The sequence below is a fragment of the Leuconostoc holzapfelii genome (genome assembly GCF_012396485.1).
GTDB lineage: Bacteria > Bacillota > Bacilli > Lactobacillales > Lactobacillaceae > Leuconostoc > Leuconostoc holzapfelii.
This window is the reverse complement of record NZ_JAAXPO010000001.1, coordinates 160,707-187,314: the sequence shown is the minus strand read 5'-3', so window position 1 is coordinate 187,314 and position 26,608 is coordinate 160,707. Positions and strand designations below refer to the sequence as shown.

At 43.5% G+C, this 26,608-nt stretch carries 28 protein-coding genes, 1 tRNA gene and 1 other annotated feature; of the genes, 22 read left to right on the top strand and 7 right to left on the bottom strand.

Features of this window, described 5'->3' with window-relative positions:
• Positions 1–19: 19 nt before the first annotated feature.
• The 7 genes from HF966_RS00840 (at position 20) to HF966_RS00810 (ending at position 6,921) form a co-directional block, all read left to right on the top strand.
• A complete protein-coding gene (locus tag HF966_RS00840; protein ID WP_168675773.1) occupies positions 20–1,192 on the top strand; it encodes an ABC transporter substrate-binding protein in 1,173 nt (390 codons plus the stop codon).
• A gap of 11 nt (positions 1,193–1,203) precedes the next feature.
• The gene (locus HF966_RS00835) at positions 1,204–2,082 is read left to right on the top strand and encodes a branched-chain amino acid ABC transporter permease (protein ID WP_168675772.1); all 879 of its coding nucleotides are present in this window, start codon (positions 1,204–1,206) and stop codon (positions 2,080–2,082) included.
• 4 nt (positions 2,083–2,086) lie between these two features.
• Positions 2,087–3,058 carry a branched-chain amino acid ABC transporter permease gene (locus HF966_RS00830; RefSeq protein ID WP_168675771.1) on the top strand — a complete coding sequence of 324 codons (972 nt, stop codon included), beginning with the start codon at positions 2,087–2,089 and terminating at the stop codon, positions 3,056–3,058.
• A complete protein-coding gene (locus HF966_RS00825; protein WP_168675770.1) occupies positions 3,033–3,812 on the top strand; it encodes an ABC transporter ATP-binding protein in 780 nt (259 codons plus the stop codon). Before HF966_RS00830 ends, HF966_RS00825 begins: the two co-directional genes overlap by 26 nt.
• Positions 3,812–4,528, top strand: coding sequence for an ABC transporter ATP-binding protein (locus HF966_RS00820; RefSeq protein ID WP_168675769.1), 717 nt, complete (start codon positions 3,812–3,814; stop codon positions 4,526–4,528). The genes HF966_RS00825 and HF966_RS00820 overlap by 1 nt, the downstream gene beginning before the upstream one ends.
• A gap of 195 nt (positions 4,529–4,723) precedes the next feature.
• Entirely contained in the window at positions 4,724–5,584 is an 861-nt protein-coding gene (locus HF966_RS00815; protein WP_168675768.1) for a MetQ/NlpA family ABC transporter substrate-binding protein, read from the top strand.
• Positions 5,585–5,592: 8 nt separating this feature from the next.
• Positions 5,593–6,921 (top strand): CapA family protein, encoded by a 1,329-nt coding sequence (locus tag HF966_RS00810; RefSeq protein WP_168675767.1) that lies wholly within the window; start codon positions 5,593–5,595, stop codon positions 6,919–6,921.
• Positions 6,922–6,952: 31 nt separating this feature from the next.
• On the opposite strand, the gene HF966_RS00805 is transcribed toward HF966_RS00810, so the two are convergent.
• A complete protein-coding gene (locus HF966_RS00805) occupies positions 6,953–7,492 on the bottom strand; it encodes an LURP-one-related/scramblase family protein (protein WP_168675766.1) in 540 nt (179 codons plus the stop codon).
• A 43-nt stretch (positions 7,493–7,535) separates the two neighbouring features.
• Between HF966_RS00805 and HF966_RS00800 the strand changes: the two genes are divergently transcribed.
• Positions 7,536–8,195 carry a uracil-DNA glycosylase gene (locus HF966_RS00800; RefSeq protein ID WP_168675765.1) on the top strand — a complete coding sequence of 220 codons (660 nt, stop codon included), beginning with the start codon at positions 7,536–7,538 and terminating at the stop codon, positions 8,193–8,195.
• Positions 8,196–8,305: 110 nt separating this feature from the next.
• Positions 8,306–9,295, top strand: coding sequence for a phosphate acetyltransferase (gene pta, locus HF966_RS00795; protein WP_168675764.1), 990 nt, complete (start codon positions 8,306–8,308; stop codon positions 9,293–9,295).
• Between the two features lie 35 nt (positions 9,296–9,330).
• Here the strand turns inward: pta and HF966_RS00790 are convergent, their stop codons facing one another.
• From HF966_RS00790 to HF966_RS00775, 4 genes are all read right to left on the bottom strand, one after another.
• Positions 9,331–9,567, bottom strand: a complete 237-nt coding sequence (locus tag HF966_RS00790) for a phosphate acetyltransferase (protein ID WP_246586638.1) — start codon at positions 9,565–9,567, stop codon at positions 9,331–9,333.
• 435 nt (positions 9,568–10,002) lie between these two features.
• The gene (locus tag HF966_RS00785) at positions 10,003–11,025 is read right to left on the bottom strand and encodes a DUF3324 domain-containing protein (RefSeq protein ID WP_168675763.1); all 1,023 of its coding nucleotides are present in this window, start codon (positions 11,023–11,025) and stop codon (positions 10,003–10,005) included.
• An 86-nt stretch (positions 11,026–11,111) separates the two neighbouring features.
• Positions 11,112–11,672, bottom strand: a complete 561-nt coding sequence (locus HF966_RS00780) for a hypothetical protein (RefSeq protein ID WP_168675762.1) — start codon at positions 11,670–11,672, stop codon at positions 11,112–11,114.
• A 531-nt stretch (positions 11,673–12,203) separates the two neighbouring features.
• Positions 12,204–12,287 (bottom strand) — tRNA-Leu (locus HF966_RS00775).
• A gap of 255 nt (positions 12,288–12,542) precedes the next feature.
• Between HF966_RS00775 and serC the strand changes: the two genes are divergently transcribed.
• The 4 genes from serC to HF966_RS00755 all read left to right on the top strand — a co-directional run bounded on the left by serC (position 12,543) and on the right by HF966_RS00755 (position 16,144).
• Positions 12,543–13,631, top strand: coding sequence for a 3-phosphoserine/phosphohydroxythreonine transaminase (gene serC / locus HF966_RS00770; RefSeq protein WP_210729336.1), 1,089 nt, complete (start codon positions 12,543–12,545; stop codon positions 13,629–13,631).
• Positions 13,628–14,806: a 3-phosphoglycerate dehydrogenase family protein gene (locus HF966_RS00765; protein WP_168675760.1), complete on the top strand. Its 1,179-nt coding sequence runs from the start codon at positions 13,628–13,630 to the stop codon at positions 14,804–14,806. Before serC ends, HF966_RS00765 begins: the two co-directional genes overlap by 4 nt.
• A gap of 12 nt (positions 14,807–14,818) precedes the next feature.
• Positions 14,819–15,304, top strand: coding sequence for a phosphatidylglycerophosphatase A family protein (locus HF966_RS00760; RefSeq protein ID WP_168675759.1), 486 nt, complete (start codon positions 14,819–14,821; stop codon positions 15,302–15,304).
• A 117-nt stretch (positions 15,305–15,421) separates the two neighbouring features.
• On the top strand, positions 15,422–16,144 hold the full coding sequence (locus HF966_RS00755) for a YebC/PmpR family DNA-binding transcriptional regulator (protein ID WP_168675758.1): 723 nt from the start codon (positions 15,422–15,424) through the stop codon (positions 16,142–16,144).
• Between the two features lie 34 nt (positions 16,145–16,178).
• Here HF966_RS00755 and HF966_RS00750 read toward each other — a convergent pair whose 3' ends face one another.
• Positions 16,179–16,628, bottom strand: a complete 450-nt coding sequence (locus tag HF966_RS00750) for a flavodoxin (protein ID WP_168675757.1) — start codon at positions 16,626–16,628, stop codon at positions 16,179–16,181.
• Positions 16,629–16,893: 265 nt separating this feature from the next.
• Between HF966_RS00750 and larD the strand changes: the two genes are divergently transcribed.
• From larD to rplT, 8 genes are all read left to right on the top strand, one after another.
• Positions 16,894–17,613, top strand: coding sequence for a D/L-lactic acid transporter LarD (gene larD, locus HF966_RS00745; RefSeq protein WP_168675756.1), 720 nt, complete (start codon positions 16,894–16,896; stop codon positions 17,611–17,613).
• A gap of 86 nt (positions 17,614–17,699) precedes the next feature.
• Positions 17,700–17,822 carry a hypothetical protein gene (locus HF966_RS08930; protein ID WP_261657112.1) on the top strand — a complete coding sequence of 41 codons (123 nt, stop codon included), beginning with the start codon at positions 17,700–17,702 and terminating at the stop codon, positions 17,820–17,822.
• 331 nt (positions 17,823–18,153) lie between these two features.
• A complete protein-coding gene (gene thrS / locus HF966_RS00740; RefSeq protein ID WP_168675886.1) occupies positions 18,154–20,118 on the top strand; it encodes a threonine--tRNA ligase in 1,965 nt (654 codons plus the stop codon).
• 88 nt (positions 20,119–20,206) lie between these two features.
• Complete coding sequence (locus HF966_RS00735) at positions 20,207–21,580, top strand: amino acid permease (RefSeq protein ID WP_168675755.1); 1,374 nt, start codon at positions 20,207–20,209, stop codon at positions 21,578–21,580.
• Positions 21,581–21,662: 82 nt separating this feature from the next.
• Positions 21,663–22,298 (top strand): DUF1361 domain-containing protein, encoded by a 636-nt coding sequence (locus HF966_RS00730; protein WP_168675754.1) that lies wholly within the window; start codon positions 21,663–21,665, stop codon positions 22,296–22,298.
• Between the two features lie 33 nt (positions 22,299–22,331).
• Positions 22,332–22,456: a sequence feature (ribosomal protein L20 leader region), on the top strand.
• A 12-nt stretch (positions 22,457–22,468) separates the two neighbouring features.
• On the top strand, positions 22,469–23,008 hold the full coding sequence (infC, locus tag HF966_RS00725) for a translation initiation factor IF-3 (RefSeq protein ID WP_220729021.1): 540 nt from the start codon (positions 22,469–22,471) through the stop codon (positions 23,006–23,008).
• Positions 23,009–23,070: 62 nt separating this feature from the next.
• On the top strand, positions 23,071–23,268 hold the full coding sequence (gene rpmI, locus HF966_RS00720) for a 50S ribosomal protein L35 (RefSeq protein WP_004900365.1): 198 nt from the start codon (positions 23,071–23,073) through the stop codon (positions 23,266–23,268).
• A gap of 81 nt (positions 23,269–23,349) precedes the next feature.
• Positions 23,350–23,769, top strand: a complete 420-nt coding sequence (gene rplT / locus HF966_RS00715; RefSeq protein WP_168675753.1) for a 50S ribosomal protein L20 — start codon at positions 23,350–23,352, stop codon at positions 23,767–23,769.
• A 96-nt stretch (positions 23,770–23,865) separates the two neighbouring features.
• Here rplT and HF966_RS00710 read toward each other — a convergent pair whose 3' ends face one another.
• The gene (locus tag HF966_RS00710; RefSeq protein WP_168675752.1) at positions 23,866–24,510 is read right to left on the bottom strand and encodes a hypothetical protein; all 645 of its coding nucleotides are present in this window, start codon (positions 24,508–24,510) and stop codon (positions 23,866–23,868) included.
• A 213-nt stretch (positions 24,511–24,723) separates the two neighbouring features.
• Between HF966_RS00710 and HF966_RS00705 the strand changes: the two genes are divergently transcribed.
• A complete protein-coding gene (locus HF966_RS00705) occupies positions 24,724–26,553 on the top strand; it encodes a ribonuclease J (RefSeq protein WP_168675751.1) in 1,830 nt (609 codons plus the stop codon).
• Positions 26,554–26,608 lie beyond the last annotated feature (55 nt).

The following is a 26,608-nucleotide window of genomic DNA, read 5'->3' as shown; positions in this document are numbered from 1 at the left end:
GAATTGAGGAAGAAAAATAATGAAAAAAGTAATTGCAATTGTTGCAGCGTTTGTTGTTGTCATTGGGGCAGTGGTTGGCATTGGTATGTCAAAAAAATCAGCCGAAAAGACGAGTACAGTGATTAAAATTGGGGGCGTGTTTGATACATCTGGTGATGCGTCTGCTTATGGTGAGGCGGAACAGAAAGGGGCTAATTTTGCCGTCAAGCGGATTAACGCTGCTGGTGGCATCAAAGTCAACGGTAAGACATACACCATAGAAATGGTGAATAAAGATAGTAAGTCAGACAACACGGAAGCAGCATCAGTCACGACTAGCTTAATCAGTAATAATAAAGTCAATGCTATCGTTGGCCCAGTCACGACTGCTGCCACGCAAGCTGCCGTGCCGGCCGCTACTAAGGGGCAAACACCTATGATGTCGCCGACTGCAGGCGCTGACAGCATTACAGTTCAAAAGAACGGCAAGGTGCAACCTTATATCTTCCGCGCGCAATTTAAAAATTCTTATTTAGGGACTAAGATGGCGCAATTTGCTGATGAGCAGGTGAAGGCTAAGGATGTGGTGATTTTCCAGGATAACTCATCAGATTACGGGACCGGTATTACGTCAGCGTTCAAAAAAGCCTACAAAGGACATGTCGTTGACACGGCGTCTTATCAGGCTGGCGATACTGATTTTCAAGCCATGTTAACTAAAATTAAGAACCAGAAATTTGATGCAATCGTGATTAATGGCTACTATACCGAGGCCGGCGCTATTTTGAAACAAGCACGTGACATGGGCATTAATGTGCCGGTCATTGGCCCAGACGGTTTGGGCGATCCAAAGTTGGCCGAAATTGCTGGCAATCAAAATGCGTCAAATGTTTATTATGCCGCCCATTTTTCAACGCAAGCGCCAGCTACAGATGCTGCCACACCATTTGTCACGGCCTACAAAAAAGCTTATGGCGAAGATCCTTCACAATTTACAGCATTGGCCTACGATGCGGTTTACATGATTAAGCAAGCCATCGAGGATGAAAAGTCAGTTGATAAGGCAAAGATTACCACAGGCTTGGCGCACATCAAAAACTTTGATGGTGTCACGGGAAAGATGACCATGGATGCGTTCCATAACCCCAAAAAGTCAATTGTGATGGTCGGGGAGACCGATGGTAAAGATACAACCGCAACAGTGGTCAAATAAGGGGCAAAATCGTGTCAAGTATTTTACAACAGTTGCTAAACGGTGTGATCTTGGGCAGCGTGTATGCCTTACTGGCCCTAGGTTATACCATGGTGTATGGTATCATCAAGTTGATTAATTTTGCGCATGGTGATGTTTATATGCTGGGGGCCTACTTCGGTTATTTTTTCATCAATGTGTTACATCTTAACTTTTTCATTGCCCTTGTTTTGGCAATGGCAGTGAGTGCTGGTGTTGGCGTGGTCATTGAATTTGTGGCTTATCGGCCGTTGCGTCAATCGCCGCGTATTGCTGTCTTAATCTCGGCATTAGGCGTCTCGTTTTTATTGGAAAATGGGATGAGTTACTTTTTTGGTTCGGATAAACGGGCATTTCCACAAGCCATTGCCACTGTCCAGTATCATTTTGGCCAATTACAAATTTCTAACATTCAACTCCTCATTATTGGCACTGCTGTCGTGCTGATGTTGGGTTTGACGCTTATTGTTCAAAAAACAAAAATGGGGCGTGCCATGCGAGCGGTTTCAGCTGACCAAGAAGCGGCGATTTTGATGGGGATTAATGTCAATCGCACGATTTCATTTACTTTCGCCATTGGCTCAGCGTTAGCCGCCGCGGGGGGCGTCCTCATTGGCCTTTACTACAATAATATTGACCCGTTAATGGGGATGACACCGGGCATTAAAGCCTTTGTGGCAGCGGTTCTTGGCGGCATTGGCATTATTCCAGGGGCTGCGTTAGGTGGTTGGTTGATTGGTATTTTAGAAACCTTAACCCAAGCCATTGGGCTATCAGATTACAAAGATGCCGTTGTGTATGGTATTTTGATTGTTATTTTACTCTGGAAACCGACCGGTATTTTGGGTAAGAATGGGCGTGAAAAGGTGTAAAACAATGGATCGAACACATTTAAAATATACATTGAGTTGGGCGGGATTGGTCGTGATGTTATTTGTCTTGATTGCTGTCATGACAATCTTTGATGTTATTGGCCAGTACGGCATGACCACCCTGGTGTTGATTGGTATTAATTTAATTGCTGCGGTGGGTTTGAATTTAGTCATTGGTATGTCGGGGCAATTTTCATTGGGGCACGCTGGATTTATGGCTGTCGGCGCTTATGCGACTGCTTTGATTGCTAGTGCGATACCCAATATTGGCGGCTTTATCTTGAGTTTGGTGATTGGTATGAGCGTTAGTGGCGTCGTGGCGTTACTTGTGGGGATACCAACCTTGCGGCTACGTGGCGATTATCTGGCGATTGCAACACTTGGTGTTGCTGAAATAATTCGGATTGTGATTATTAACTTGAAAATAACGCGTGGTCCAGCTGGTATTTTTGGCATACCTAATTTTGTGAATTGGCAGGTGATTTTCGGCATCAGTGTGATTGTGATTGCTTTGGTTGTTAACTTCGTGCGTAGCACGACTGGCCAAGCAATTATTGCCGTGCGTGATAATGAAATTGCTGCTGCGTCACTGGGCATCAATACGACCAAATATAAAGTAATAGCTTTTGTCATCGGGGCAATGTTGGCTGCTTTGGCAGGTGGTCTGCGCGCGAGTTTTATTCAATCTGTTTCACCGCAAGATTATACCTTTATGCAAAGCATCACGATTTTGATTATTGTGGTCTTAGGCGGGATTGGTTCGATGAGTGGGACCGTGGTGACAGCGATCATTTTAGGCGTGTTGGATGTTATTTTACAAAACTTTGGGCCACTCCGGATGGTGATATACGCTGTTGTCTTAATTGTTGTGATGATTTTCCGACCCAAAGGCTTGCTTGGTACATCGGAATTGTCGTTAAAAAAATTATTGTTTGATACGGGGGACAGTCATGACAACCATTCTAAAAACGCATGATTTAAGCATTGCATTTGGTGGCGTGATCGCCGTTGATCAGGTCAATATTGAAGCGCATGATAACGAATTAATTGGTCTGATTGGCCCAAATGGTGCAGGGAAAACGACACTGTTCAATCTACTCACTGGTGTGTATCAACCAACATCGGGCACAGTGGCGATGTTTGATGGGCAACGATTGTCGGAAATGAATGGGTTGCCGCCGCATCGCCGAGCACAACAAGGTATGACGCGAACTTTCCAAAATATTCGGTTGTTTACCAGCCGGACAGTTTTGGAAAATGTCTTGATTGCCATGACCATATCAAGCCCAGCCCAGACAGTCGGGGCCTTGTTTCGAACACCAAAATTCTATCAGCAAGAGACCGACAAAAAGCAACGGGCCCTAGCGCTCCTAGCGATGTTTGATATGGCCAATGTTGCGGATGAATTGGCTTGTAATTTGCCTTATGGCCAACAGCGCCGATTGGAAATTGTTCGCGCACTGGCCACTAAGCCCAAAATTCTATTTTTAGATGAACCAGCGGCCGGGATGAATCCGCAAGAAACGCAGGCCTTGACTGAATTAATTCAACAAGTGCAGACGCAGTTTAAAATGACCATTATTTTAATTGAGCATGATATGAATCTCGTGATGGCTATTAGTCAACGTGTCTACGTGCTCGAGTATGGTAAAGTCTTAGCGAGTGGGACGCCAAGCGAGATACAACAACACCCGGCAGTGATTAAGGCTTATTTAGGGGAGGAAATTTGATGGTTGAGCGTATCCTACAAGTCACCGATCTTAGCGTTCATTATGGCGCGATTAAAGCTGTCCAACAGGTTAATTTTGTCGTCAATCGTGGCGAAATTGTCACCTTGATCGGCGCAAACGGTGCTGGCAAGAGTACGATTTTACGCGGTATTTCAGGCTTGGAAAAGCCAGTGGCGGGCCAAATGATGTTTAATAACCAAGATTTAAACGGCCTGTCTTCTGAAAGCCGTGTGCAACAGGGGATTGTGCAAGTGCCTGAAGGGCGGCATGTTTTCCCGGGGATGAGCGTGTTAGAAAACTTGCGTTTGGGGGCTTACACGATGCACGACAAACAACAATTTTCAAAAACATTGGCCCATGTTTTTGACCTGTTTCCAATTTTGGCGGAGCGAAAGACGCAAGATGCCGCGACCTTGTCTGGTGGTGAGCAGCAAATGTTAGCGATTGGTCGTGCTTTAATGGCTCAACCTAAGATGATTTTATTGGATGAACCGTCGATGGGCTTAGCTCCGCTTTTTATTCAGAAAATCTTTGACATTATTCAGCAAATCCGAGAAAGTGGGGTGACGGTATTGGTGATTGAACAAAATGCGCATCAAGCGCTCACAATCGCTGATCGTGGGTATGTCTTGGAAAGTGGGCAAATTATTGCCACGGGGACTGGTGCAGAGTTATTGGCTTCCAGCCAGGTGAGAGCAGCCTACTTAGGGGGCTAATTGAATAGATCGTTTACAAAAAGTCCTTGGGGTAACCAAAGGACTTTTTGTAAGCAAAATGTTTGACGCCATGAATGAATACGATTACAATATGGGTTTAGTTGACTGGAGAAATGATGATGCAAAAATTATGTTATCTGTGTGTACAATGATCAATGCGATAAATTTGCCATCAGAGGAGCATAGGAAGAAAAAATGAAAAGATTAGTGATATTATTGGGTGTTGCATTAGTGATTGTCGTAGCGATTGGGGTGGGATTTTTCCATACCAAGAAAAATACAACATCAACTACGACGACGATCGTTTTGGGATCGCAAGGGACGGACACGGCGGTTTGGCAACATATTGCTGCTTCACAAGCAGCCAAAAAAGCTGGTTTAAAGATTGAAGTGAAAGATTTTACAGATTCAGCTGCGTTAAATCGTGCGCTGGCCGATAATGCCATTCAAGCCAACGCGTTCCAATCATATGCCTATTACGTCACCTACAATAAGGCAAACCCTAAAAATCAAGTGTTTGCTTTAGGCACAAGTTATATTCAGCCGATGGGACTTTATTCACAACGTTACCGCACGGTTGATCGCATCCCAGAACACGCTACAATTGCGATTGCCAATGATCCTGCCGCTGAAAGTCGCGGTTTGAAATTGTTAGAATCTGCGGGCTTAATTACACTAAAGCCACATGCAGTAGATGACTTGGTGACACCAAATGATATTGCCAAAAACCCAAAATCGTTTTCTATCAAGCCAGTGGTCTCAACGACAACGCCCGCCTTACTTCATGACCAAGGTGTTGCTGCGGTAGCCATTGATAACAATACTGCGCAACAAGCCAAGTTAAACGTCTTTAAGGACGCCATTTTTCACGAAAAGTTGGACCAAAATACGCGAGCTAATGTCAATGTCATTGTGACCAATAAACAGCATCAACACGACCAAAACTACCAAAAACTTGTCACACTTTATCATGACCCAACCATTCAAAAATGGTTGAAAAAGTATTATCCTGGTAAAATGTCAGTTGAAAAACCAATCTCGACTTTGGCAAAATAGGGGGGAATATGCGAATTATTTTAACTGGGGACGCGCTATTTTCAAGTCGGAATTTGGCAAATCGCTTAGATGCAACACTCGTTGCGCGGTTGCACCGTGCGGATGCGGTCTTCACCAATGCAGAATTTACAACGCCTCAACCTGAGACCACCGTCGCGGCAGGTCGTGGCTATGTCACCGCTGTGCGGCCAGACACGCTAGCAGAATTTCAAGCATTGAACATTAAACTCGTGTCGTTTGCCAATAATCATAGCGGTGATTTTGGTACGGCCGGGATGCTAGATACACTAAAAGCTGCCCATGATCAGCAATTAATTGTCGGTGGTTTGGCGAAGTCATTAGATGAAGCACGTTTGCCAAAGTTTTACGATGCAGCTGATGGTCGCATTGGCTTTGTCACTGCAACGGCTACGCGAGCGGATGTTTTTATGGCCAGTAACGGTGGCAACGGCGTACCACCACGCCCAGGGGTCAATCCACTACGCTGGTCAGAAACCTATCAAGTCACGGCAGCACAATTTGACCAACTACAACGCATTTCAGCGGAATTAGGGTTGTCAGCCAGTGCAGCAAAGGGGCGACAGATTGAGCGCTGGCCAGAACCGCCAGCAGATATTTTAGAATTCGGCTCACTTTTCCAATCTCACTTGAAATTTGAACAAGCCACCACCGCCGCTTTTAAAACGCAAGTTGAACCCGTTGACTTGGCTGCTTTAAAGGCAAGTATTGCTGATGCCAAACGTCGGAGTGATTTTGTCTTTTTCAATTTGCATACGCATGAAGGCGCTCGCGCTGATTGGTATGCTGACCAACCGGCTGACTTTGTGGTTGAGGCAGCGCACGCAGCCATTGATGCTGGTGCGGATCTGGTCATTGGTCACGGGGCCCACTTTATGCGTGGCGCAGAACGCTATCACGGCAAGCCAATTTTCTATAATTTAGGCAGTTTACTGATGGAATTTGAAGCGGGCGAATCGATTATTCCCCCAGAAATGTATGCAGCTTATCAACTCGACCCACACGCAAAACCCTCGGATTTGCATCATCATCGCGCAATTGGCGAAGCGGGACAATTTGTTGGGTTCAATGCGCACCCCAAGTTCTCTCAAAATATTGTCTTGGAAGTCACTATTGATAACGGCCAGGTGCAGCTCAAAGTCTTGCCTTTAGATTTGGGGTTAGATCGAGAGAATCCCATACAGCGTGGCTTACCGAAACTGGCAACACCAGCTGTTGCTGAAAAGATTTTTGAACGCTTAAATCAATTGAGCGCCTTTTATGATACCCAGTTTAAATACACGGCTGAGGATCACGCATTTGAGTTAATTTCCGAATAAAAAGAGTTGCAACGCGTGGCTGCAACTCTTTTTATTTATGAGCCCATGTGAGCTTATAGCGATCGTCTTGATCCGGCAGCCATTTGAATTTCAGCATAGGGTTTGATTTGGTACCCCAAATGTCTAATAAGGCAGCAATTGCGATTAAAACGGGTGTTTGTGACTCAAAGGTGATGTTGAGTTGGTTATAGATGCCATCAGGTTGAATTGCGGGTTTAACACTGAGCAATTTTTTGGTATTGTGGGTGATAAGGTAGCGACCAACCATAAAGTTACCAGAAATGAGCCAGCCAAGATGCCGGACATACACCAAATCACCGAGATGACCGAGTGTCAAACTGATTGAACCGACTGAGTGGTCGCGGTACTTGATGGTAAAGCGTGGTAAAATACCATAAGAAGTTTGTTCAATGCGTACCAGTACATCACCGTGCATGTCTTGCACTTGGAGTTCATCATGCTTTTTACCCGTTCGACCAGACACCAAATAACTGGCCTGAAAATTGTCGTCATAAACGATATTCACGCCATCCTCAATGCTATGCCGTTGTCGCAGATAGTATTTTAACATGATTGCCTCTTTGACCTTATTTTAACATGAAAGTAGAGTAAATATGCCACTTGCTAACACAACTTGGGCGCCGTATATTCAAGCAAAATTGACACCGACGCAAATTCACGCTATCCAACAATTTTTAACGACAGCTTATCAAGATCAAACGGTTTATCCGCCACGTGATCAAGTTTTTGCTGCACTTCTCACGACGTCATTGGCCCAGACTAAAGTGGTCATTATGGGACAAGATCCTTATCACGAAGTAGGGCAGGCGCAGGGCTTGAGCTTCTCTGTGCCAGATGAGGTACCAGCGCCGCCATCGTTGCGGAATATTTTAAAAGAGTTGGCGACCGATATTGGGCCTAAAACGTCTCATGATTTGACGTCTTGGGCCCAACAAGGGGTCTTACTTCTTAATGCCGTGTTGACGGTGCCGGCAGGTCATGCAAACGGTCATGCAGGACAAGTTTGGGAGCCTTTGACCGATGCCATTATCGCTACAGCAGCAGAGGATACCGCACCGAAAGTCTTCATTTTGTGGGGGAAGTATGCGCAATCTAAGCGGCGTTTGATTGATGAGACCAAGCATCTCGTCTTAATGTCAGCTCATCCCAGCCCATTATCAGCCTATCGTGGTTTTTTTGGAAGTCAACCGTTTTCTAAAGCCAATGCATTCTTAGCGCTGCATCACCGAGAACCAATCGATTGGTTAAAATGAGTGAAATTAATCACAAATTAACTGAAAAACACAGACAAAACACAGTGGTTCTGTTACAATAAATTTGTAAATGAAAATAAAACAGTGTGAAACACGTTGGAGGAACGCACGTGGTTGAATTATTTGAACAATTAAAGGGCAAGATAAGCGGTCAAAACAAAACAATTGTTTTTCCTGAAGGAGAAGACGCACGCATTCAAGGCGCAGCTGTGCGTTTGGCAACCGATGGTTTGATTAAGCCAATTTTATTGGGGGATGCGCAAGCGATTGCGCAAACAGCCGCTGAAAATAATTTTGATTTATCTCAGCTTGAAGTGATTGATCCTACGCAATATGACGCGACAGCACTCGCAGAATTAAATGCCGCCTTGGTGGCTCGCCGAAAGGGAAAAACCGATGCCGATACTGCTGAAAAATGGTTGCGTGACGTGAATTACTTTGGCACGATGCTCGTGTACACAGGTAAGGCCGACGGCATGGTCTCTGGTGCAAAGCATCCAACGGGCGATACGGTCCGTCCAGCCTTACAAATCATTAAAACTGCACCAGGTTCATCACGTATTTCTGGCGCATTCATTATGCAAAAGGGTGACGAACGCTATGTCTTCTCTGATGCTGCGATCAACATTGATGTTGATGCAGAGACAATGGCAGAAATCGCCGTACAATCAGCCCAAACAGCCAAGGTGTTTGATATTGAACCGAAGGTGGCGATGTTGTCATTTTCGACCAAGGGTTCAGCCAAGTCACCTTTGGTTGACAAGGTTGTTGCGGCAACGAAACTTGCTAAGGCGATGGCCCCTGACCTAGCTGATCAAATTGATGGTGAATTGCAATTTGATGCGGCTTTTGTCCCAACTGTTGGTGCGGCCAAAGCACCGGATTCTCAGGTTGCTGGTCAGGCGAATACATTCATTTTCCCTAGTTTAGAAGCTGGGAATATTGGTTATAAAATCGCACAACGTTTGGGTGGTTTTGAAGCCATCGGCCCAATTTTGCAAGGTTTGGCGAAGCCAGTTTCAGATTTGTCGCGTGGCGCCAATGAAGAAGACGTTTATAAAGTGGCGATTATTACCGCAGCACAAGCCATGGCACAATAGTAAAAAAGCTCGTCACGTGAACGTGACAAGCTTTTTTATGGGAAATGTATGATGGCTGCGGGATGAGCATTTTCAGTAGTCATCTCGACATGTGATAAATTTGCAAGTGTCGTCAATAATTGATTGGCAATAGGTTCTGCAAGCGAAATATGCTGATCGCCAACACGTAAAATGTAGCGGTCAGCCATATCATAGAACTTCAGGGTGGCCAGTTTTACGTGATGTTGAGCCATCAAATCGAAGAGGTCAGATTGTGTTGCAATTGGTTTCAAAGGCGGTATCCATTCTAGTATTTCGGAAGCTGATTAAATCGGGTTTGAGCTGCTGCGATCACTTGCAATGACACAACAAAAATAGACCATCGTCACGTGACTTATTTTTGACGTGTCAATTCGTGTGGTGTGCTTGTTGGCTTGCATAGCGGACAAGAAAGTCGGATGGCGCTTATCTTGGTAAATTAGTCAAGATGATGAAAATACCATAACTCAATAAACCTAAGAGATAGATCCAACCAATCAACCGCCACCACTGGGTATGGTGTTGTGGATGCTGTTGTCGCATAGCGTTCTCCCTAAACGTTATCTTTAATATAACGCGTGAACATGACACTTTTGTGACAAAACCAGCCTGTTAAGAAAACACTAGTTATTTTTATAAATTCTTACAAAAAAGCAGGCCAAGTTATTGGTCTGCTTTTCTATGATTGATTATTTAGACAATGGTGTTTTCTTTTGGCGCTTGAAGAGTAAATATCCCAAGGCACCTAGGAGCAAGAAAATCATGACTGCCATAGCGATCATGCCGTCAAAGATCCAATTAATTGGGTTTTTGATGGTATTATGTTTTGCTGCGCTGTTAATATTTTGTGATTGTTTTTGATCAACGGTTAACGTTTTTTGCCAAGTCCATTTGTGGTTAGCGTTATCAGTGATTGTCATATCATACGTGTATTTACCGTTGGCAATCGTTTGGTTGCTAAGGGAGGCGAGATAAGTAAAATTGCTTTGTGGTGCGATACTATGGTTGGCATCTTTTTTTGTGAATACCACGTGACCAGTTTGATCACTTAACTTCGTTTCGATGGTAACACCATTAAGAATGGTCGCTGTGACATTTTGAATATCTGCCGCTAAATTCGTCTCATTTGATTTGGTTTGAATGCTTAAATGATTCGCTTGCAGTTGTGGGGTGACTGCTTGGTCATTTTGCCGAATGACAACTGGAATTGCATAGGCAAATTGGTTTTTTGTACCAGTTTGCGCTTTTTCATCAGGTCGCATTTCTCGGGTTACGGTAATACCACCCAAAATTTTACCGTCAAAGCTGGTATCGGGTAAAACAATGTTGACTTGAATGGTTGTCTGCGCACCAGGCGCAATCGTGACTTTCTTTTGAGGAATTGTTGCAATTTGACTAAATTGCAAATTTTTCGGCACAGATAGCGCCCCCTTTGTAGGCACGTTTGCATAACTCAAGGAAGTTTTAAAATCCGTGACACCAGAATTAGCCATAATATCAAAGCTGTCGGTCGACTTACCTGTGTTAAAAATCGTAATACCCAGTGTTGTAGTTGCTTTGGGTGGCATTTTCAATGCAAAGTAACCGTTATAATTCCCGCTTTGATATTGATTCTGGGATGGGGCAAGGGTGAAGTCTGCACCATCAGCATACACAATTTGTGGCATCAATAGAATCAAAAGCGTGATGAGGCTGAAATAAAGTTTTTTCATAAAATATTTTCCATATAATCGATATTGTTATGTACGGCAGAAAACACAAAGTAATCCTGCCAGGAAGTGATTGTAAACTTAAATGTTTACTGAGGGTTTGCTGCTGTCATTGTGTAAGTAATAGTCCCATTGAAATTTTGGGCACCATTTGTTAGTTTTGTGACATGTGCTGAAGTTCCTGAGAATGTGGTAGTGTTATAAGTTTTTAACGCAGAAGCACTTAAATTAAGAGGGTCAATTGTAACGGTGTGACTACTACTAGTAGTTGTATCTTTATCTGCGTATGTGCCAGATAACACCCAATCGCTTTGAGTTTTCAGATTTTGAACATAAAAACTACCAGTGGCTACTGAAGTTCCATCTGACAAAGAAGCAGTTTGGGCACCTGGTGTACCTGTCCAGTTGTATTGAATACCTGTGAAGTTGTTATAGTTAACCGTACCAGAAACGATAGGCATCACATTATCTGTTGGAATAGCGCCATTAGTTTCAAGCGTTCCAGATGCGCCTGATACTGGTGTTGCTGTGCTTGAAGCTGTGGGGGCAGCTGTCGTTGAACTTGGTGTTGTACTGTCAGCAAAGACAGCAGGGGTCAAAGCGCCAGTAAGCAATGCTGCAGTAACTGACAAGACGAGAGTTTTTTTCATAGGGGTTTTTCTCCATTCTTTTTTTGTTAACTCCGGTTAACAATTTGAATTCTACTCCATAAAGTTTATGGGGTCAAGTATTTTTTTGAAGATATTTTCATTTGTTTTCTGAAAATGCGAAAAAATTTTCATTGAAAGTCTATCTATTATATTATAATAATTGTATTAATATAATCACAGTTTATTATCTTTGCTATTGGTTTTAAACGCATGTTAGGTTTGTAAGGTTTATGAAGCGTGGTTGATGTTTCACATAAAAAAATGGACTAACTATCTTAGTCAACGTTTTGTCAGGAGGAGTAAGTAGCATACAAAGGTTGAATGCGGTATAAAATTAAGCTATTATCTGAAAAACAATGGGCATTATTATATGCAACGATGGTATCGTGCAATGTGCTGGCTATAACAAAAACACGGTCTAAAAATATAGACCGTGTTTTTCAATTTAAAAACCATACGCTTGACCAGTGTATACCAAGGTTTTAACTAACAAAAAACCGTTCTACCAATAGCATGGTAAACCGGTAAATATGCCGCTGACAGGAATCGAACCTGCACGAGATTGCTCCCATACCGACCTGAACGGTACGCGTCTGCCAGTTCCGCCACAGCGGCATTACTCAATAAGTATACTAAATTTTGGGACAAATGAAAAGATTGACTTTCAATGCCAATATAGTAAGATATAAACCAACGATGAAATTACGTGAATGTTTGTATTATTGTGCCTAAAAAGGGGATAGAACACAAATGAAGTTCACTTAAAAAGCGAATTTTAATCGTTGTATCTTATTATTGTTCGTGAATTGCACATTAACTGTTGCAATTTGGTATCGCCGATTGGAGGGTGTGCATTAGCACAGAATCATGATGACAACATATAACTTTTCAGCTGGACCAGGTGTGTTACCAGAAACCGTAATCACACAAATCAAACAGGAATTTGAAAAGAACGAACACACACATATGAGTATCGTTGAAATATCTCACCGATCTCAACAGTTTCAAACAATTGTCGCCAATGCCGAGCAAAAATTGCGTCAGCTGATGCAAATCCCTGATGACTATGGGGTAGTCTTTTTGCAAGGTGGTGGTTCGACGCAGTTTGAAATGCTGCCATTAAATTTTGCGACCAAACAACAAAAAATTGCGCTCCTTGATTCTGGCAATTTTGCAGCAAAAGCAGGTGAAGCGGCACAACAATTGGGAAAAAGCGTGACTGTCCTAGCAAGCACTAAGCCAACGCATTACCAAAGTTTGCCGGCGTTACCACAAGATTTTGATGCCGCGGCATATGATTACCTACATATTGTGACAAATAATACGATCGAGGGGGCAACCTTTCATCAAAATAATTTACCCAAAACAACTGGCCGCTTGGTTGCGGACATGAGTTCTAATATTTTAGCCGAACCTTATCAAGTGACCGATTTTGATGCCATTTTCGCTGGCGGACAAAAAAATCTTGGCCCTGCTGGTGTGACGGTTGCGATTATCAAAAAAGATTGGTTAGCTGAACAAGATCTTACTGGTGTTGGCCCCATGATGCGTTATCAAAATCATATTGACAAACAATCCATGTACAATACCTCACCAGTCTTTGCAATTTATGCCTTAGACCTTGTGTTGGATTGGGTGATTGCGCAAGGTGGTGTTGCCGCGATGCACGAACGTAATCTGGCAAAGGCCAATCGTCTCTATGATTATCTTGACCAATCAGCCTTTTATACAGCACCAGTCGAGAAATCGGCCCGCTCATTGACTAACATTGTCTTTACAACAGGCGATTTGGCGCGTGACAAGATGATTGCAAAGCAAGCAGAAACCCAAGGATTATTTAATTTGGCGGGTCACCGTTCAGTTGGTGGTTTCAGAGCTTCGCTCTATAATGCTCAGCCAATGGCAGCCGTGGACGCCTTAATCACGTTTTTGAAGAAAGTGGAAGCAGAACAAGCATGACAAATATTAAAACCTACAACGCGATTAGTGCCAAAGGTCGCGATTATCTGACTGACCAAGGGTATGAAATTAATAGCCAAGAATCGCCCAAGGCCATTTTACTCCGGTCACAAAATTTACATGACGAACCCATCGCAGACACTGTGCGTGCTGTTGTCCGGGCAGGGGCAGGATTTAACAATATACCCGTTGAAGCGCTCTCAAAGCGCGGGGTTGTGGTCTTTAATACGCCAGGTGGCAACGCCAACGCTGTGAAAGAATTAACCATTGCTGCGTTGATTTTAGCTGCACGGCCGGTCATCGGCGCCATTGGTTTTGCCAATGAAACGCGCGGTGGGGATGTGTCGCTGCGAACAGAAGTCAATAAAGGTGGTTACCGTGGGACTGAGCTTGCTGGAAAAACACTTGGGGTGATCGGGCTAGGGAACGTTGGTTCAAAAGTTGCCAATACTGCACTGGCTTTGGACATGGACGTGATTGGCTACGATCCAGGCCTGAATGCCAATTCGGCTTGGCGAATTGATCGTCACATTGCGCGTGCCAAAACAGTCGATGAGGTACTGGAACAAGCAGACTATGTCACGGTGCATATTCCCTATACCGAAAAAAATCATTTTTTCATCAACGCTGAACGGTTGGCTAAAATGAAGCCCAACGCTGCACTATTAAACTTGTCACGCAGCGGGATTGTAGATGATTTGGCGGCAAAAACGGCTTTGGATCAAGACGCTTTGCGTGTTTATATCACAGATTTTGCGGACGAAGCGCTGTTTGACCACCCTAAAGTTATTATTACGCCCCATATTGGTGGCTCAACCGTGGAGGCTGAAGACACAAGTGCGTTGATGGCGGCCCGCCAACTTGACGAGTATTTGACCACCGGTAACATTATTAATTCGGTGAACTATCCAGACATTGATGAACCATTTGTTACCAAATATCGCGTTGGCATCATTCACGAGAATGTGCCTAACATGATCAGTCAAATTTCAAAGTTCTTTGGTGATAATGGCATTAACATTGAACAATTGAGTAATCGCGCAGTCGGGCCGTATGCCTACACACTTGTGGCGATTAATGACTTTACCACAGCACAACAAGAATATGTCAAAACCGCATTGGATGAAATTCCTCATGTCATTTTGACTCGTCGCTATGTCAACGAAACAGTATAAGGAATAGAAATCATGAAAGAATTACAAGAAGCAGCGATTGCCAAATTGGCCGAACGTGGGGTGGCAACAACCGCTATTGCGGCGGGTACTCGGACGTTTTTGACAGAAAAGTATCATGATGCCATTTCTGAGGATCAACTCAGTGCAGCCGTTGACTATGTCTTGCATAAAGACGAGGTTGCTGACATCATTTTGACAGCAATTTATCTCGACGAACAAGCGGCTTTGATGCCGGAAACGCAACCCTTAAAAGCACGTTTACAACGCGATGCGAATGGGCATAACGTTGATGAAATTTTAGCAATCGCCATTACACAACAGTTTTCTGCGGCAGCCACAGTGCATTACGGGTTGTTGGATGATTTGAAGCCAGGCTTGATTGGTGAAATCAATGATAAAACAGACAGCATTAACGTTTATTTGGATGACATTTTGGCGGCGTTGATTGCAAGTTCGGCAATGACCTACTTGGAATTATTAGGTGGTAATACTTACTAAAACCTCGCCAATTAGAAAGTCTCGTCAGACAATGGGCCGCGTTGGGACAACCCTAGTCAGACAGGCTTTTTTTTGTTAAAATTAAAATTATATTGACAAAATCAAGGAGATGTTAACATGTCAGGACATAGTAAGTGGCATAACATCCAAGGCCGTAAAAACGCCCAAGATGCTAAGCGTGGTAAAGTTTTCCAGAAACTAGCACATGATTTATATGTGGCAGCTAAAGCTGGGGGCGCCGACCCCGATATGAACGCCTCGTTGCGTATGGTAGTTGAAAAGGCAAAAGCAGCCAATATGCCAAAAGATAATATCCAACGCGCGTTGGATAAGGCATCCGGTGCAGGGGGCCAAAAGTTTGAAGAAGTAACTTATGAAGGTTACGGGACAGCCGGTGTTGCAGTCCTTGTTGAAACTTCGACAGATAATATTAACCGAACAGTGTCAAGCATCCGTAACTCATTTAAACATTTTGGTGGCGCATTGGGGACGACTGGTTCAGTGGCCTTCCAATTTGATCGCAAAGGTTACTTGGCGATTAATCGGGCCGATTTTCCAGAATTAGATGAAGACACCGTGCTGGAAGCCGCATTAGAAGCAGGGGCTGAAGATGTTCAAACACAAGATGAAGTCTTTGAAATCTATACGACAGCCGCAGATTTTCAAGCAGTTGAATCAGCACTCACGACAGCTGGGTATGTTTTTGAAGATGCTGAAGTGACGATGATTGCTCAAAATCCTGCTGAAATTTCAGATGAAGATCGAGAGAAGCTCGATAAATTAGTGGATGAACTCGAAGAAAATGAAGATGTGCTGGCAGTTTATACCACTGCTGATTAACAAAAAAAGATCTCACGATTGAGATCTTTTTTTACTACAATGTTTTAGCTTTTTCAATGAGTGCTTGCACAAAAGCAGTCAAGGCTTGGGCATCATCTGCATTGGGATGTAAGTTGATTTTCACACCCGCTGCCCCTTTAATTGCTTGTGTTTGTTCAAATTGGGCTTCAAACTTCGGCACTGCGACACAATAATCAGACAAGTAGTAGGTGTCGCCTGAGCCAGCGACGCCATAAACAACGTTATCAAGTGTTGCATCGGCTAATTCTTCAAAAAAATCCAACCCTTCATCGGGTAGCGATCCTTGATCATAGGTATAAGGTACAACGACTGCGATGTCAACGTCTTCGAATTCGTCGACCTCAGTTTGTGAGATTTCGGTCTTTTTCACTGCGACATTTTCAGCTTCAAAAGCAGCGACGATGATATCTGCGACCTCTTCATTATTACCAGTAATTGTTGCATAAACGACGTGTGCCTGCATGAGTCCCGTGATATGGAGCAGGTCATTATGAATCCAAAAAACCTGCGACCATTTCCTCCCTATTGTTATTAGTATTCATTATAAAGCAGTCAGTGGTAAATTTACAGCCAGACTTCGTGAAGAAAAACACGAAATGTGACAGTTTGTTGACAAAACGCCAAAATAGCTTTACACCCCCTAAACGAGGCCTTAATATAAGGAATGGAAATTTAACATAAAAAACCGCGACTTCTTGATAGATTTGCGACCGCTTAGGAGATTACAAATGATACACCAGTTGTTGGCTGAATTTATGGGCACGGCGCTCATGATTATTTTTGGTGTCGGCGTCCATGCCGATGAAGTATTGAACCGGACGAAATACCACGGTTCGGGGCACATTTTTGCGATTACAACCTGGGGTTTTGGGATCTCAATTGTGCTGTTTGTGTTTGGGGATGTGTTCATCAATCCAGCGATGGCGATGGTACAATTAGTGCTTGGTAAAATTGATATTTGGTATTTTTTAATTGTCAGTTTGGTTGAAGTCTTGGGTGGGGTCGTTGGCTCTCTGATTGTGTATGTGATGTATGCAGATCAATTTAAATTGTCTGAAAAAGACATTGATCCTGTGATTGTGCGCAACATTTTCTCAACTGCGCCAGCCATCCGCAATCTACCACGTAACTTTTTTGTCGAAGCTTTTGCGACCTTTGTCTTTTTGACAAGTATTTTAGCAATTGTTGCTCGCGCAGGTCATGTGCCGGGGATGGTGCCGTTGGCGGTTGGCTTCCTCGTCTGGGCTGTCGGCATGGGCATGGGTGGGACAACAGGCTTTGCGATGAATTTAGCACGGGATATGGGACCAAGATTAGCCTATGCCATCTTGCCATGGCAAAATCGGGCTGATGTTGACTTCAAATATGGCTTGCTGGTGCCAGGAATTGCGCCATTTGTAGGGGCAATCTTTGCCGCACTTTTTTCAAAATACTTTTTAGGCCTTTAAGGCCTTTTTCTTTTGCTGAGCATGGGTTGTTTTTTAGTGGCTTATCGTTATAATAAAATGAAACAATAGATGAAGAGGAAAACGTCATGACACTCACGCAAGCACAATTTGAAGCACTCAAGGTTGCCTTTGATAACGGCATTTTAGATCACGATGCGCTCGCCAAAGAAGCCTTAGCGCTTGTGCTGGAAAATGTGCAAACAAAGTAATTGTTGCACAAATATCAGAACAGTGATAAAATAAATCACAATAACGTTGATAAGGACAACTCCATTGTTAACAAGCGAATAGAGAACTCATGGATGGTGGAAATGAGTGGCTTGTGCAGGCGAGACTACCTTTGAGTGATAGTGAGTAAAGGCTGAAAGCTATCCGGGTGACACCGTTAACTGTCATTTAAGTCGCACTTTTGTGCTAAACTTGGGTGGTACCACGGTGAAACGTCCCTTTGAGTCGCAACGGCTCGGAGGGACGTTTTTGTTTGAATCAACGGCGACAACGTTTGTTTTATCACAAACGTCAGTGAAAGGAATATATGACATGTCAGAATTAAATCTTACTTTTCCAGATGGTGCTGTTAAGCAATTCTCTGAAGGCACAACGCCCTTGGCAGTGGCTGAAAGCATTTCAAAATCATTGGCAAAGAAGTCAGTTTCAGCAAAGTTAAACGGCGCTTATGTGGGAATGCATGATGTCATCCCAGCATCCGGTGATTTCCAATTGATTACAACAGCAGATGATGAAGCCTTGGATTTGCTACGTCATTCTGCCTCACATTTGTTAGCGCAAGCACTGAAGCGTTTACCAAAGTTTGCTAATATGCACTTTGGGGTGGGGCCATTTATCGATAATGGTTTCTATTATGATACGGATAATGGTGCCGGTAACCAAGTCACGGTTGAAGATTTTGCTGAAATCGAAGCGATGATGCACAAGATTGCCAAGGAAGACTTGCCAATTGTGTCGCGTGAAGTATCTCGTGAAGAAGCCTTGACAATGTTTGCAGCAGATCCTTATAAGGTTGAATTGATTTCAGATTTGCCTGAAGATGCGACAATCACGATTGCTGTGCAAGGGGATCATGTTGAATTAGACAAGGGTGGTTTGGTGCCATCAACAGGTTGGTTGAAGCACTTTAAGTTGACATCTGTTGCTGGTGCATACTGGCGCGGGAAGTCATCTAATCCAATGATGCAACGTGTTTATGGTGTGGCTGAATGGAAGCAAGCCGATGTTGAAGCTGAATTGCAGCGTCGTGAAGAAGCCAAGGAACGTGATCACCGGACGATTGGCCGTGATATGGACTTGTTCTTCACAAGTCAAGAAGTTGGTTCAGGGTTGCCAGTTTGGTTACCAAATGGCGCAACCATTCGTCGACAAGTTGAACGTTACATTACGGATAAAGAATTGGCCAATGGTTACCAACACGTGTATACGCCCGTGTTGTCTAACTTGAACTTGTATAAGACATCTGGGCACTGGGATCACTACCGTGAAGATATGTTCCCACCAATGGACATGGGCGATGGCGAATTCCTTGAACTACGGCCAATGAACTGCCCATCACACATCATGGTCTTCAAGCACAAGCCACGTTCATATCGTGAATTGCCAATCCGGATTGCGGAATTGGGGATGATGCACCGTTATGAAAAGTCAGGTGCGTTGACTGGTTTGTCACGTGTGCGTGAAATGACATTGAACGATGGCCACACATTCGTTGAACCAGAAAAGTTGGAAGAAGAATTTAAGTCAATTTTGACGATGATGATGGAAGTTTACCGTGACTTTAACATCACCGACTATCGTTTCCGTTTGTCATATCGTGATCCAAAAAACACAGAAAAGTATTTTGATGATGACGACATGTGGGAAAAGTCGCAAGCGCAATTGAAGCGTGCCATGGATGACCTTGAACTTGATTACTATGAAGCTGAAGGTGAAGCGGCCTTTTATGGACCAAAGCTTGACGTGCAAACAAAAACAGCTTTGGGCAGTGAAGAAACCATGTCAACGATTCAATTGGACTTCTTGTTACCAGAACGCTTTAACTTGACCTACATCGGGGCTGACGGCCAAGATAACCACCGGCCAGTCATGTTGCACCGTGGGATTGTCGGGACGATGGAACGTTTCACGGCCTACTTGATTGAAATGTATAAGGGTGCCTTCCCCACTTGGTTGTCACCATTGCAAGTGCAAATCATTCCGGTTAACTTGGGTGCGCATGGTGCGTATGCAGAACAAGTTAAAAAGCAACTCCAAGACGCAGGTCTACGTGCCAATGTGGAAACAAAAGATGCCAAAATGGGCTATTTGATTCGTGAAGCACAAACGAACAAAGTACCGTATACACTGGTTTTGGGAGATGCCGAAGTGGCTGGTCAGACTGTGACTGTACGTCAGTATGGTGAAGAAAAGACCGAAACAATGACTTTCTCAGCATTCCAAGAAGCTATCTTGGCGGATGTTGCGAATTATTCACGCGAAATAACAACAAATTAATGTAAAAGCACCTGACGGGATGCTCGTCAGGTGCTTTACTATTTATGACCAAAATTTAACGTCAGTTAAAGGAGAAAAAAATTTTATCATGTCTGAAACAGTTGGAGACAGTAAGCAGCCCGCCAAACGCGGGTTAAAAAATCGCCACGTGCAATTAATTGCCATTGGGGGCACGATTGGTACTGGCTTGTTCATGGGGGCGGGCCGATCAATTAATTATGCCGGTCCGGCCATCTTGCTTGTTTATTTAATCATTGGCCTCTTCATGTTTGTCGTGATGCGAGCCATTGGCGAACTGCTTTATGCCGATCCAAAGCAACACACATTTATTACGTTTATTACGAAGTATGTTGGCAATCGCGCAGGATTCTTTGCTCGTTGGTCTTATTGGCTTACAATTGTTTTTATGGGAATGGCGGAGCTAACGGCGGTAGCAAAATATATCCAATTTTGGTTGCCACACGTACCGAGTTGGGCGATTCAAGTCGTGATGTTAGTGGCATTGACCGTGATTAATCTGATTGCAGTGGCGTTATATGGGGAAACTGAATTTTGGTTTGCCATGATTAAGATTGTGGCCATTTTAGCTTTGATTGTGACGGGTATCATCATGGCATTGACCGGCTTTAAAACGCCGGTGGGGGATGTTGCTTTTAGTAATGTCTGGCAACATTTTTCACTCTTTCCTAATGGGTTTGGCCATTTTATTGATGCTTTTCAAATGGTGATGTTTGCCTTTGTTGGGATGGAATTTATTGGGATGACTGCTGCAGAGACTGAAAATCCACGGCAAGTATTGCCCAAAGCCATCAATCAAATTCCTTGGCGTATTTTGTTCTTTTACTTAGGCGCATTGTTTATTATTATGACCATTTATCCTTGGCAAAAAATTCCTGCCGATCAAAGCCCTTTTGTGATGGTATTTGAACTAGTGGGGATTAAATGGGCGGCAGCTTTAATTAACTTCGTTGTGCTGACTAGTGCAGCTTCAGCCTTGAATTCCGTGATTTTTAGTGCGAGCCGTAATTTTTATGCGCTGGCCTTCCAATCAAAAGCGTCCTTCCTGCAACCATTTAAGAAACTATCACATGCACAATTACCAGTGCCGGCAGTATTGATTACAGCGTTGATGATTGGATTTTCGGCGGTGATTTCAGTCATTCCAAGTATTACCAATGCCTTTAGTTTTGTCACCAGTGCCTCGACCGATCTCTTTTTAATGATCTACATCTTGATCTTAGTTGCCTATTGGCGTTACCGACAATCTAAAGACTATTTGGCAGATGGCTTTTTGGTCATTGCACCACGCCTATTGGTGCCAATGGCTATCTTGTTTTTCATTTTTGTTTTCGTCACACTATTTTTCAATTCAGAATCGCGTATTCCGGCTATCGGCGCCACACTGTGGTTGGTGTTGTTTGGATGCGTTGCTTATCGGCAGCCCAAGACACTTGCGCAATAACCAAAACTGTTCAATCACATGATTGAACAGTTTTTATGAGTTGTGATACACTAGTATCATTGTCAAAAGGGGGCGTTACATTATGAACAGTAAAAGTTTGAATATTGCCGTCATCCATGTGATGGTTGTCTTATTCTTTATTTTCGTGCATTTAACACCCACACGTTTTACCTTTTTAAATTGGAATGTCTTTTTGGCACTCTTACCATTTGACTTTGCGCTGATTGTTTCGGCCACGCGTGTTCGGGTGATTAAAGCTATTTTTGCCGTGCTCTGGTTGCTCTATTTTCCAAACACGATGTACATGATGACTGATTTTATTCATCTTTATGCCATCGGTACCAATTTAGATCAAGCGACGCAATTTTTTAACTATGCGATTTTATCAACTGGCATCTTTATTGGGGTTGGACTGGGGATTTTGAGCTTAGAAATAATTACGCAAGCCTTACTCAGGCGGCATGCGCATTGGCTATATTTCTTAATGACAGCTGGGTTATCCGTTGTTTCTGCGTTGGGCATTTATCTGGGACGCTATCTCAGGCTCAATTCATGGGACATTTTCTTCAATTTTAAGGATGTGATCAAAAACATCGTCTTCTCGTTGAGTTATCATATGCTGGCGTTCATTATTCTATTTGCTGGTGCACAGTTTGCTGTGTTGGTTGTCTTCCATTACGGTATTCGTCTGATTCAAATAAATCAGCAAGAGGCTTGACACGCGTTAAATAGTACGGTAAACTATTATTTGTTGAACAAGTAGAAGCACCCGCTTCTCGCCACGTGATAAAGTTGCTTGGCAGATACAGTTATCCGAATGGATTGCAAGTGTTGAAGTGGGTGAAGATTAGGTTCTTTACCCACTTTTCTTCTTGATTCACAAAATAAATTTGGAGGTGCCTGACAATAGCACGTCAACCACGACAAGTTGATTTAATCAACGATAATATTCGCGCACCTCGTGTATTGCTGATCCATGATGGAAAGCAGACAGAAATGTCAACACGAGACGCACAACAGATTGCTAATGATTTAGACCAAGATTTGGTATTGGTGCAAGCAAATGCTGAACCACCAGTTGCTAAAATCATGGATTGGGGTAAGGCGAAGTTCGAAGCGCAAAAGAAGCAAAAAGAACAACGCAAGAACCAAAAGATCGTGCAAGTGAAGGAAGTTCGTATGTCACCGGTCATTGATTCAGGCGATTTCGAAACACGTAAGAAAGCTGCAATCAAGTTCCTGTCACAAGGCAACAAGGTTAAGTTAAACTTACGTTTCCGTGGTCGTATGATTACGCACCAAGACATCGGACGTCAAGTATTAGACCGTATGGCCGCAGAACTTGACGACATTGCTAAGGTTGAGCAACGTGCCAAGATGGACGGCCGCCAAATGTTTTTGGTCTTGGCACCTAAAGACGCCAAGTAATTAAAGGTTTAACCGCTTGTTTTCAAGCTTAAACAAAATCACAAAGTAGGAGAATTAGTCACATGCCAAAGATGAAGACACACCGCGCATCAGCAAAGCGCTTTAAGAAGACAGCCAACGGTGGTTTGAAGTCAGCTTCAGCTTACACTTCACACCGTTTCCATGGTAAGACAAAGAAGCAACGTCGCCAATTGCGTGGCACACGCATGATGGATTCAACGACTGTTAAGACATACGCTAAGATGTTGTCAAACATCTAATTCGCGTTGCGATAGTTCATCTATCTACATTTTGGATTTTAATCCAACAAGTTATTTTTAAAATTCTAGGAGGAATTACCCATGCGAGTTAAGGGTGGTACAGTTTCACGCGCACGTCGTAAGAAGATGGTTAAGTTGGCCAAGGGTTACCGTGGTCAACGTCGTATTAATTTTAAGGTTGCTAAGCAACAAGTATGGAAGTCATATTTGTACGCATACCGTGATCGTAAGAACACAAAGCGTAACTTCCGTAAGTTGTGGATTGCGCGTATTAATGCCGCAGCACGTATGAACGGTTTGTCATACTCAAAGTTGATGCACGGTTTGACACTTGCTGGTGTTGAATTGAACCGTAAGATGTTGGCTGATATTGCTGTGACTGATTTTGATACTTTTGCAAAGTTGGCTGAACAAGCTAAAGCTGCTTTGGCATCAGACAACGTTTTGGTACAAGAACGTGTCGCTGCAACTTTGGAAACAACTGTTAAGGTTGATCGCTAAAATTGCTTTTAAAAAACACGGATTTTCCGTGTTTTTTTTTGATTAAAGATGACAAAAAAACAATGACGCATCAATACGATGCGTCATTGTTTTTTGTTATTGTAACCCTGATTGTGACTTGCTGCTGGCAATGAGTTGTACACCATCTGTACCGGTTGGGGTAAAGGTGATTGAAACCTTTTGGCCGGTGGTACTTTGCCAAGTGGCATAAAGTTGATCACTGGCAGTGGCGTATGTCGGTGCGCCATAAGCTGCTGTAATTTGTTCATAAGTTGCAGAACCGATGTTGACAGCATTATAGGTGGCTAATGACCAATTACCAAAAGATTTGGCGACTGGTGCCGAACTTGAGCTCGCTGTTGTATTTGCTGCTGAATCAGTTGCTGGTGCTTGCGGTGCAACTGGTGCGCCGGTTGCTTGGCCTTTTACGGCGTTCATGGCAGCAGTTGCTGCCGCTTTAGCAGCTGGCGGTGTTGGCGTCACACTGGTTGAAGTGCTAGCCGTGGCATCATCACCGGCAGATGTATCTGCCGTGGTTGATGTCGAACTTGCCGTGTTAGCCTGTTTTGTTTTCTTCTCCTGTTTCGTGTGCGAAGAAGACGATGCGGCACTATGGCTTTTTGATTGGTCAGAAGTATGACCAAGCAGCGTGAAGAGGGCGATCACAGCGAGCACAATGAGTACAATGACAATAACTGTATTGCGTGTTTTGTGTGATTTCTTAAATGGTTGACGTTGCATGATGATTTGTGATGTGGCGAAGTGCTTGCCACAACTCCTTTCCATAGATAATGATAACAGAAAATGATAAAAGTATGTTAAAATAGATGTAATTACGTATCGAGACAAAAAAATGGACTAACTCAGCGTTTTAGAAACCAGTAGCGTCCGCTTGTTATATTTACGAAGAACTATTGGCTTAGTGAATAAGTCTATTTATAAAGGAAAGAAATAATGACAGATTTAAGTATAATCCCATTTGGTGGTGTGCGTGAAAACGGTAAAAATATGTATGCCGTGACTGTGAACGATGAAATATTTATTTTTGATGCCGGGCTAAAATACCCAGAAACAGATCAGTTAGGTGTTGATGTTGTCGTTCCTGATTTTGAATATTTGATTAAAAACAGTGACAAAATTGCTGGTGTCTTTTTGTCACATGGTCATGCGGATGCCATTGGGGCCTTGCCTTACTTTTTGCAACAGGTGACGGCACCAATTTTTGGTTCTGAATTAACGATTGAATTAGCTAAGCTTGCGATTAAAGAACAACCAGCACTAAAAGACTATGATGATTATCATGTTATCAATGAAAAAACAGAAATTGATTTTGGCGATGTGACTGTATCATTCTTTAACACCACGCACTCAATCCCAGATTCACTGGGTATTGTCTTAGGCACACCCTATGGACAAATTGTTTATACAGGTGACTTCAAATTTGATCAAACGGCGGATCAAAATTACCGCACAGACATTGCACGGTTAGTTGAAGTTGGGCAGGGTAAAGTACTAGCATTGCTTGCAGACGCTGCTGGGACGGGTAACGAAGCAGATTCGGTTAACGAGTCAAAAATTAGCGACTATATTCTGGATACCTTCCGTGATAATAAAAAGAAACGAATTATTGTCGCTGCGGTCGCTTCTAACATTCAACGCATCCAACAAGTGATTGATGCCACGGTAGCGACGAAGCGGCAATTGGTTTTGTCAGGCAATGACATTGAAAACGTTGTTCGTACTGCGATTCGTTTACGCAAATTAAACTTACCAATCCCAGAAAGCAAGCTCTTTGTGAACCTAAAAAATGCCAAGAACTTGCCAGCTGAAGGCACGGTAATTTTAGAAACAGGGCGCATGGGTGAACCAATCAAGCATCTGAATCGCATGGCCAATGGCGAAGACCCATACATTCGGATCGGTGAAAATGATTTGGTATTCATTACAACAACACCGTCTACAGCGATGGAAGGCATTGTCGCAAAGACCCGTGATATGTTATTTAAGCAAGGCGCTGACGTCAAGCAAATCAACAGTGATTTGCGTTCTAGTGGCCACGCTTCACGTAATGACCTGCAAATGATGATCAATATTTTGCAACCGGCATACTTTATGCCTATTCAGGGCGAATATCGTGTGATGAATTCGGCCCGCGAAGCCGCCGAAGAAGTCAACGTGGCGGCCGACCATATCATGATGGCCATGAAGGGTGATCAGTTTACATGGTTAGAGGATCATTTTGAATTAAAAGACTCCTTTACAATTGGTGAAACTTTAATTGATGGGGCAGGCATTGGCGACATTGGAAACGTCGTTTTGCGTGATCGTCGTATCTTATCAGAAGACGGCATTTTTGTATCAGTTGTGACGATTGACCGAAAGAAGCGTCAAGTCGTCTCAAAGCCTAAATTGACATCCCGCGGTTTTGTCTACGTGAAAGCAAATCGTGATTTGATGAAGGAGGCGGCTGATTTAACTGTCACACAAATTGAAAAATATTTGAACACGACCAAGAGTTTTGACTGGAACGAATTAAAGAATGGCGTGCGTGAAGTTTTGTCACGTTATCTCTTTGAACAGACCCGCCGTCGCCCAATGGTGATGCCAGTTGTAATGGAAGTCAACCAAAATCGGCGACCAACGGCACACAAGACAAGCCAAAATGGCACACAAAAACGACAAAATAAGCCAAACAAATCAGAAGTAAAGGCTACAAAGCCAGCAAAAAAACGGCCTAAAAAGCCCGCTGCTAAACCAGCAGAGGCGACGCGTGCTGGCGAGTAATGTTGGCGCATTTTGTCAGAAAGGGGCGCGATTTATCAAGCAATTGATTAATCCA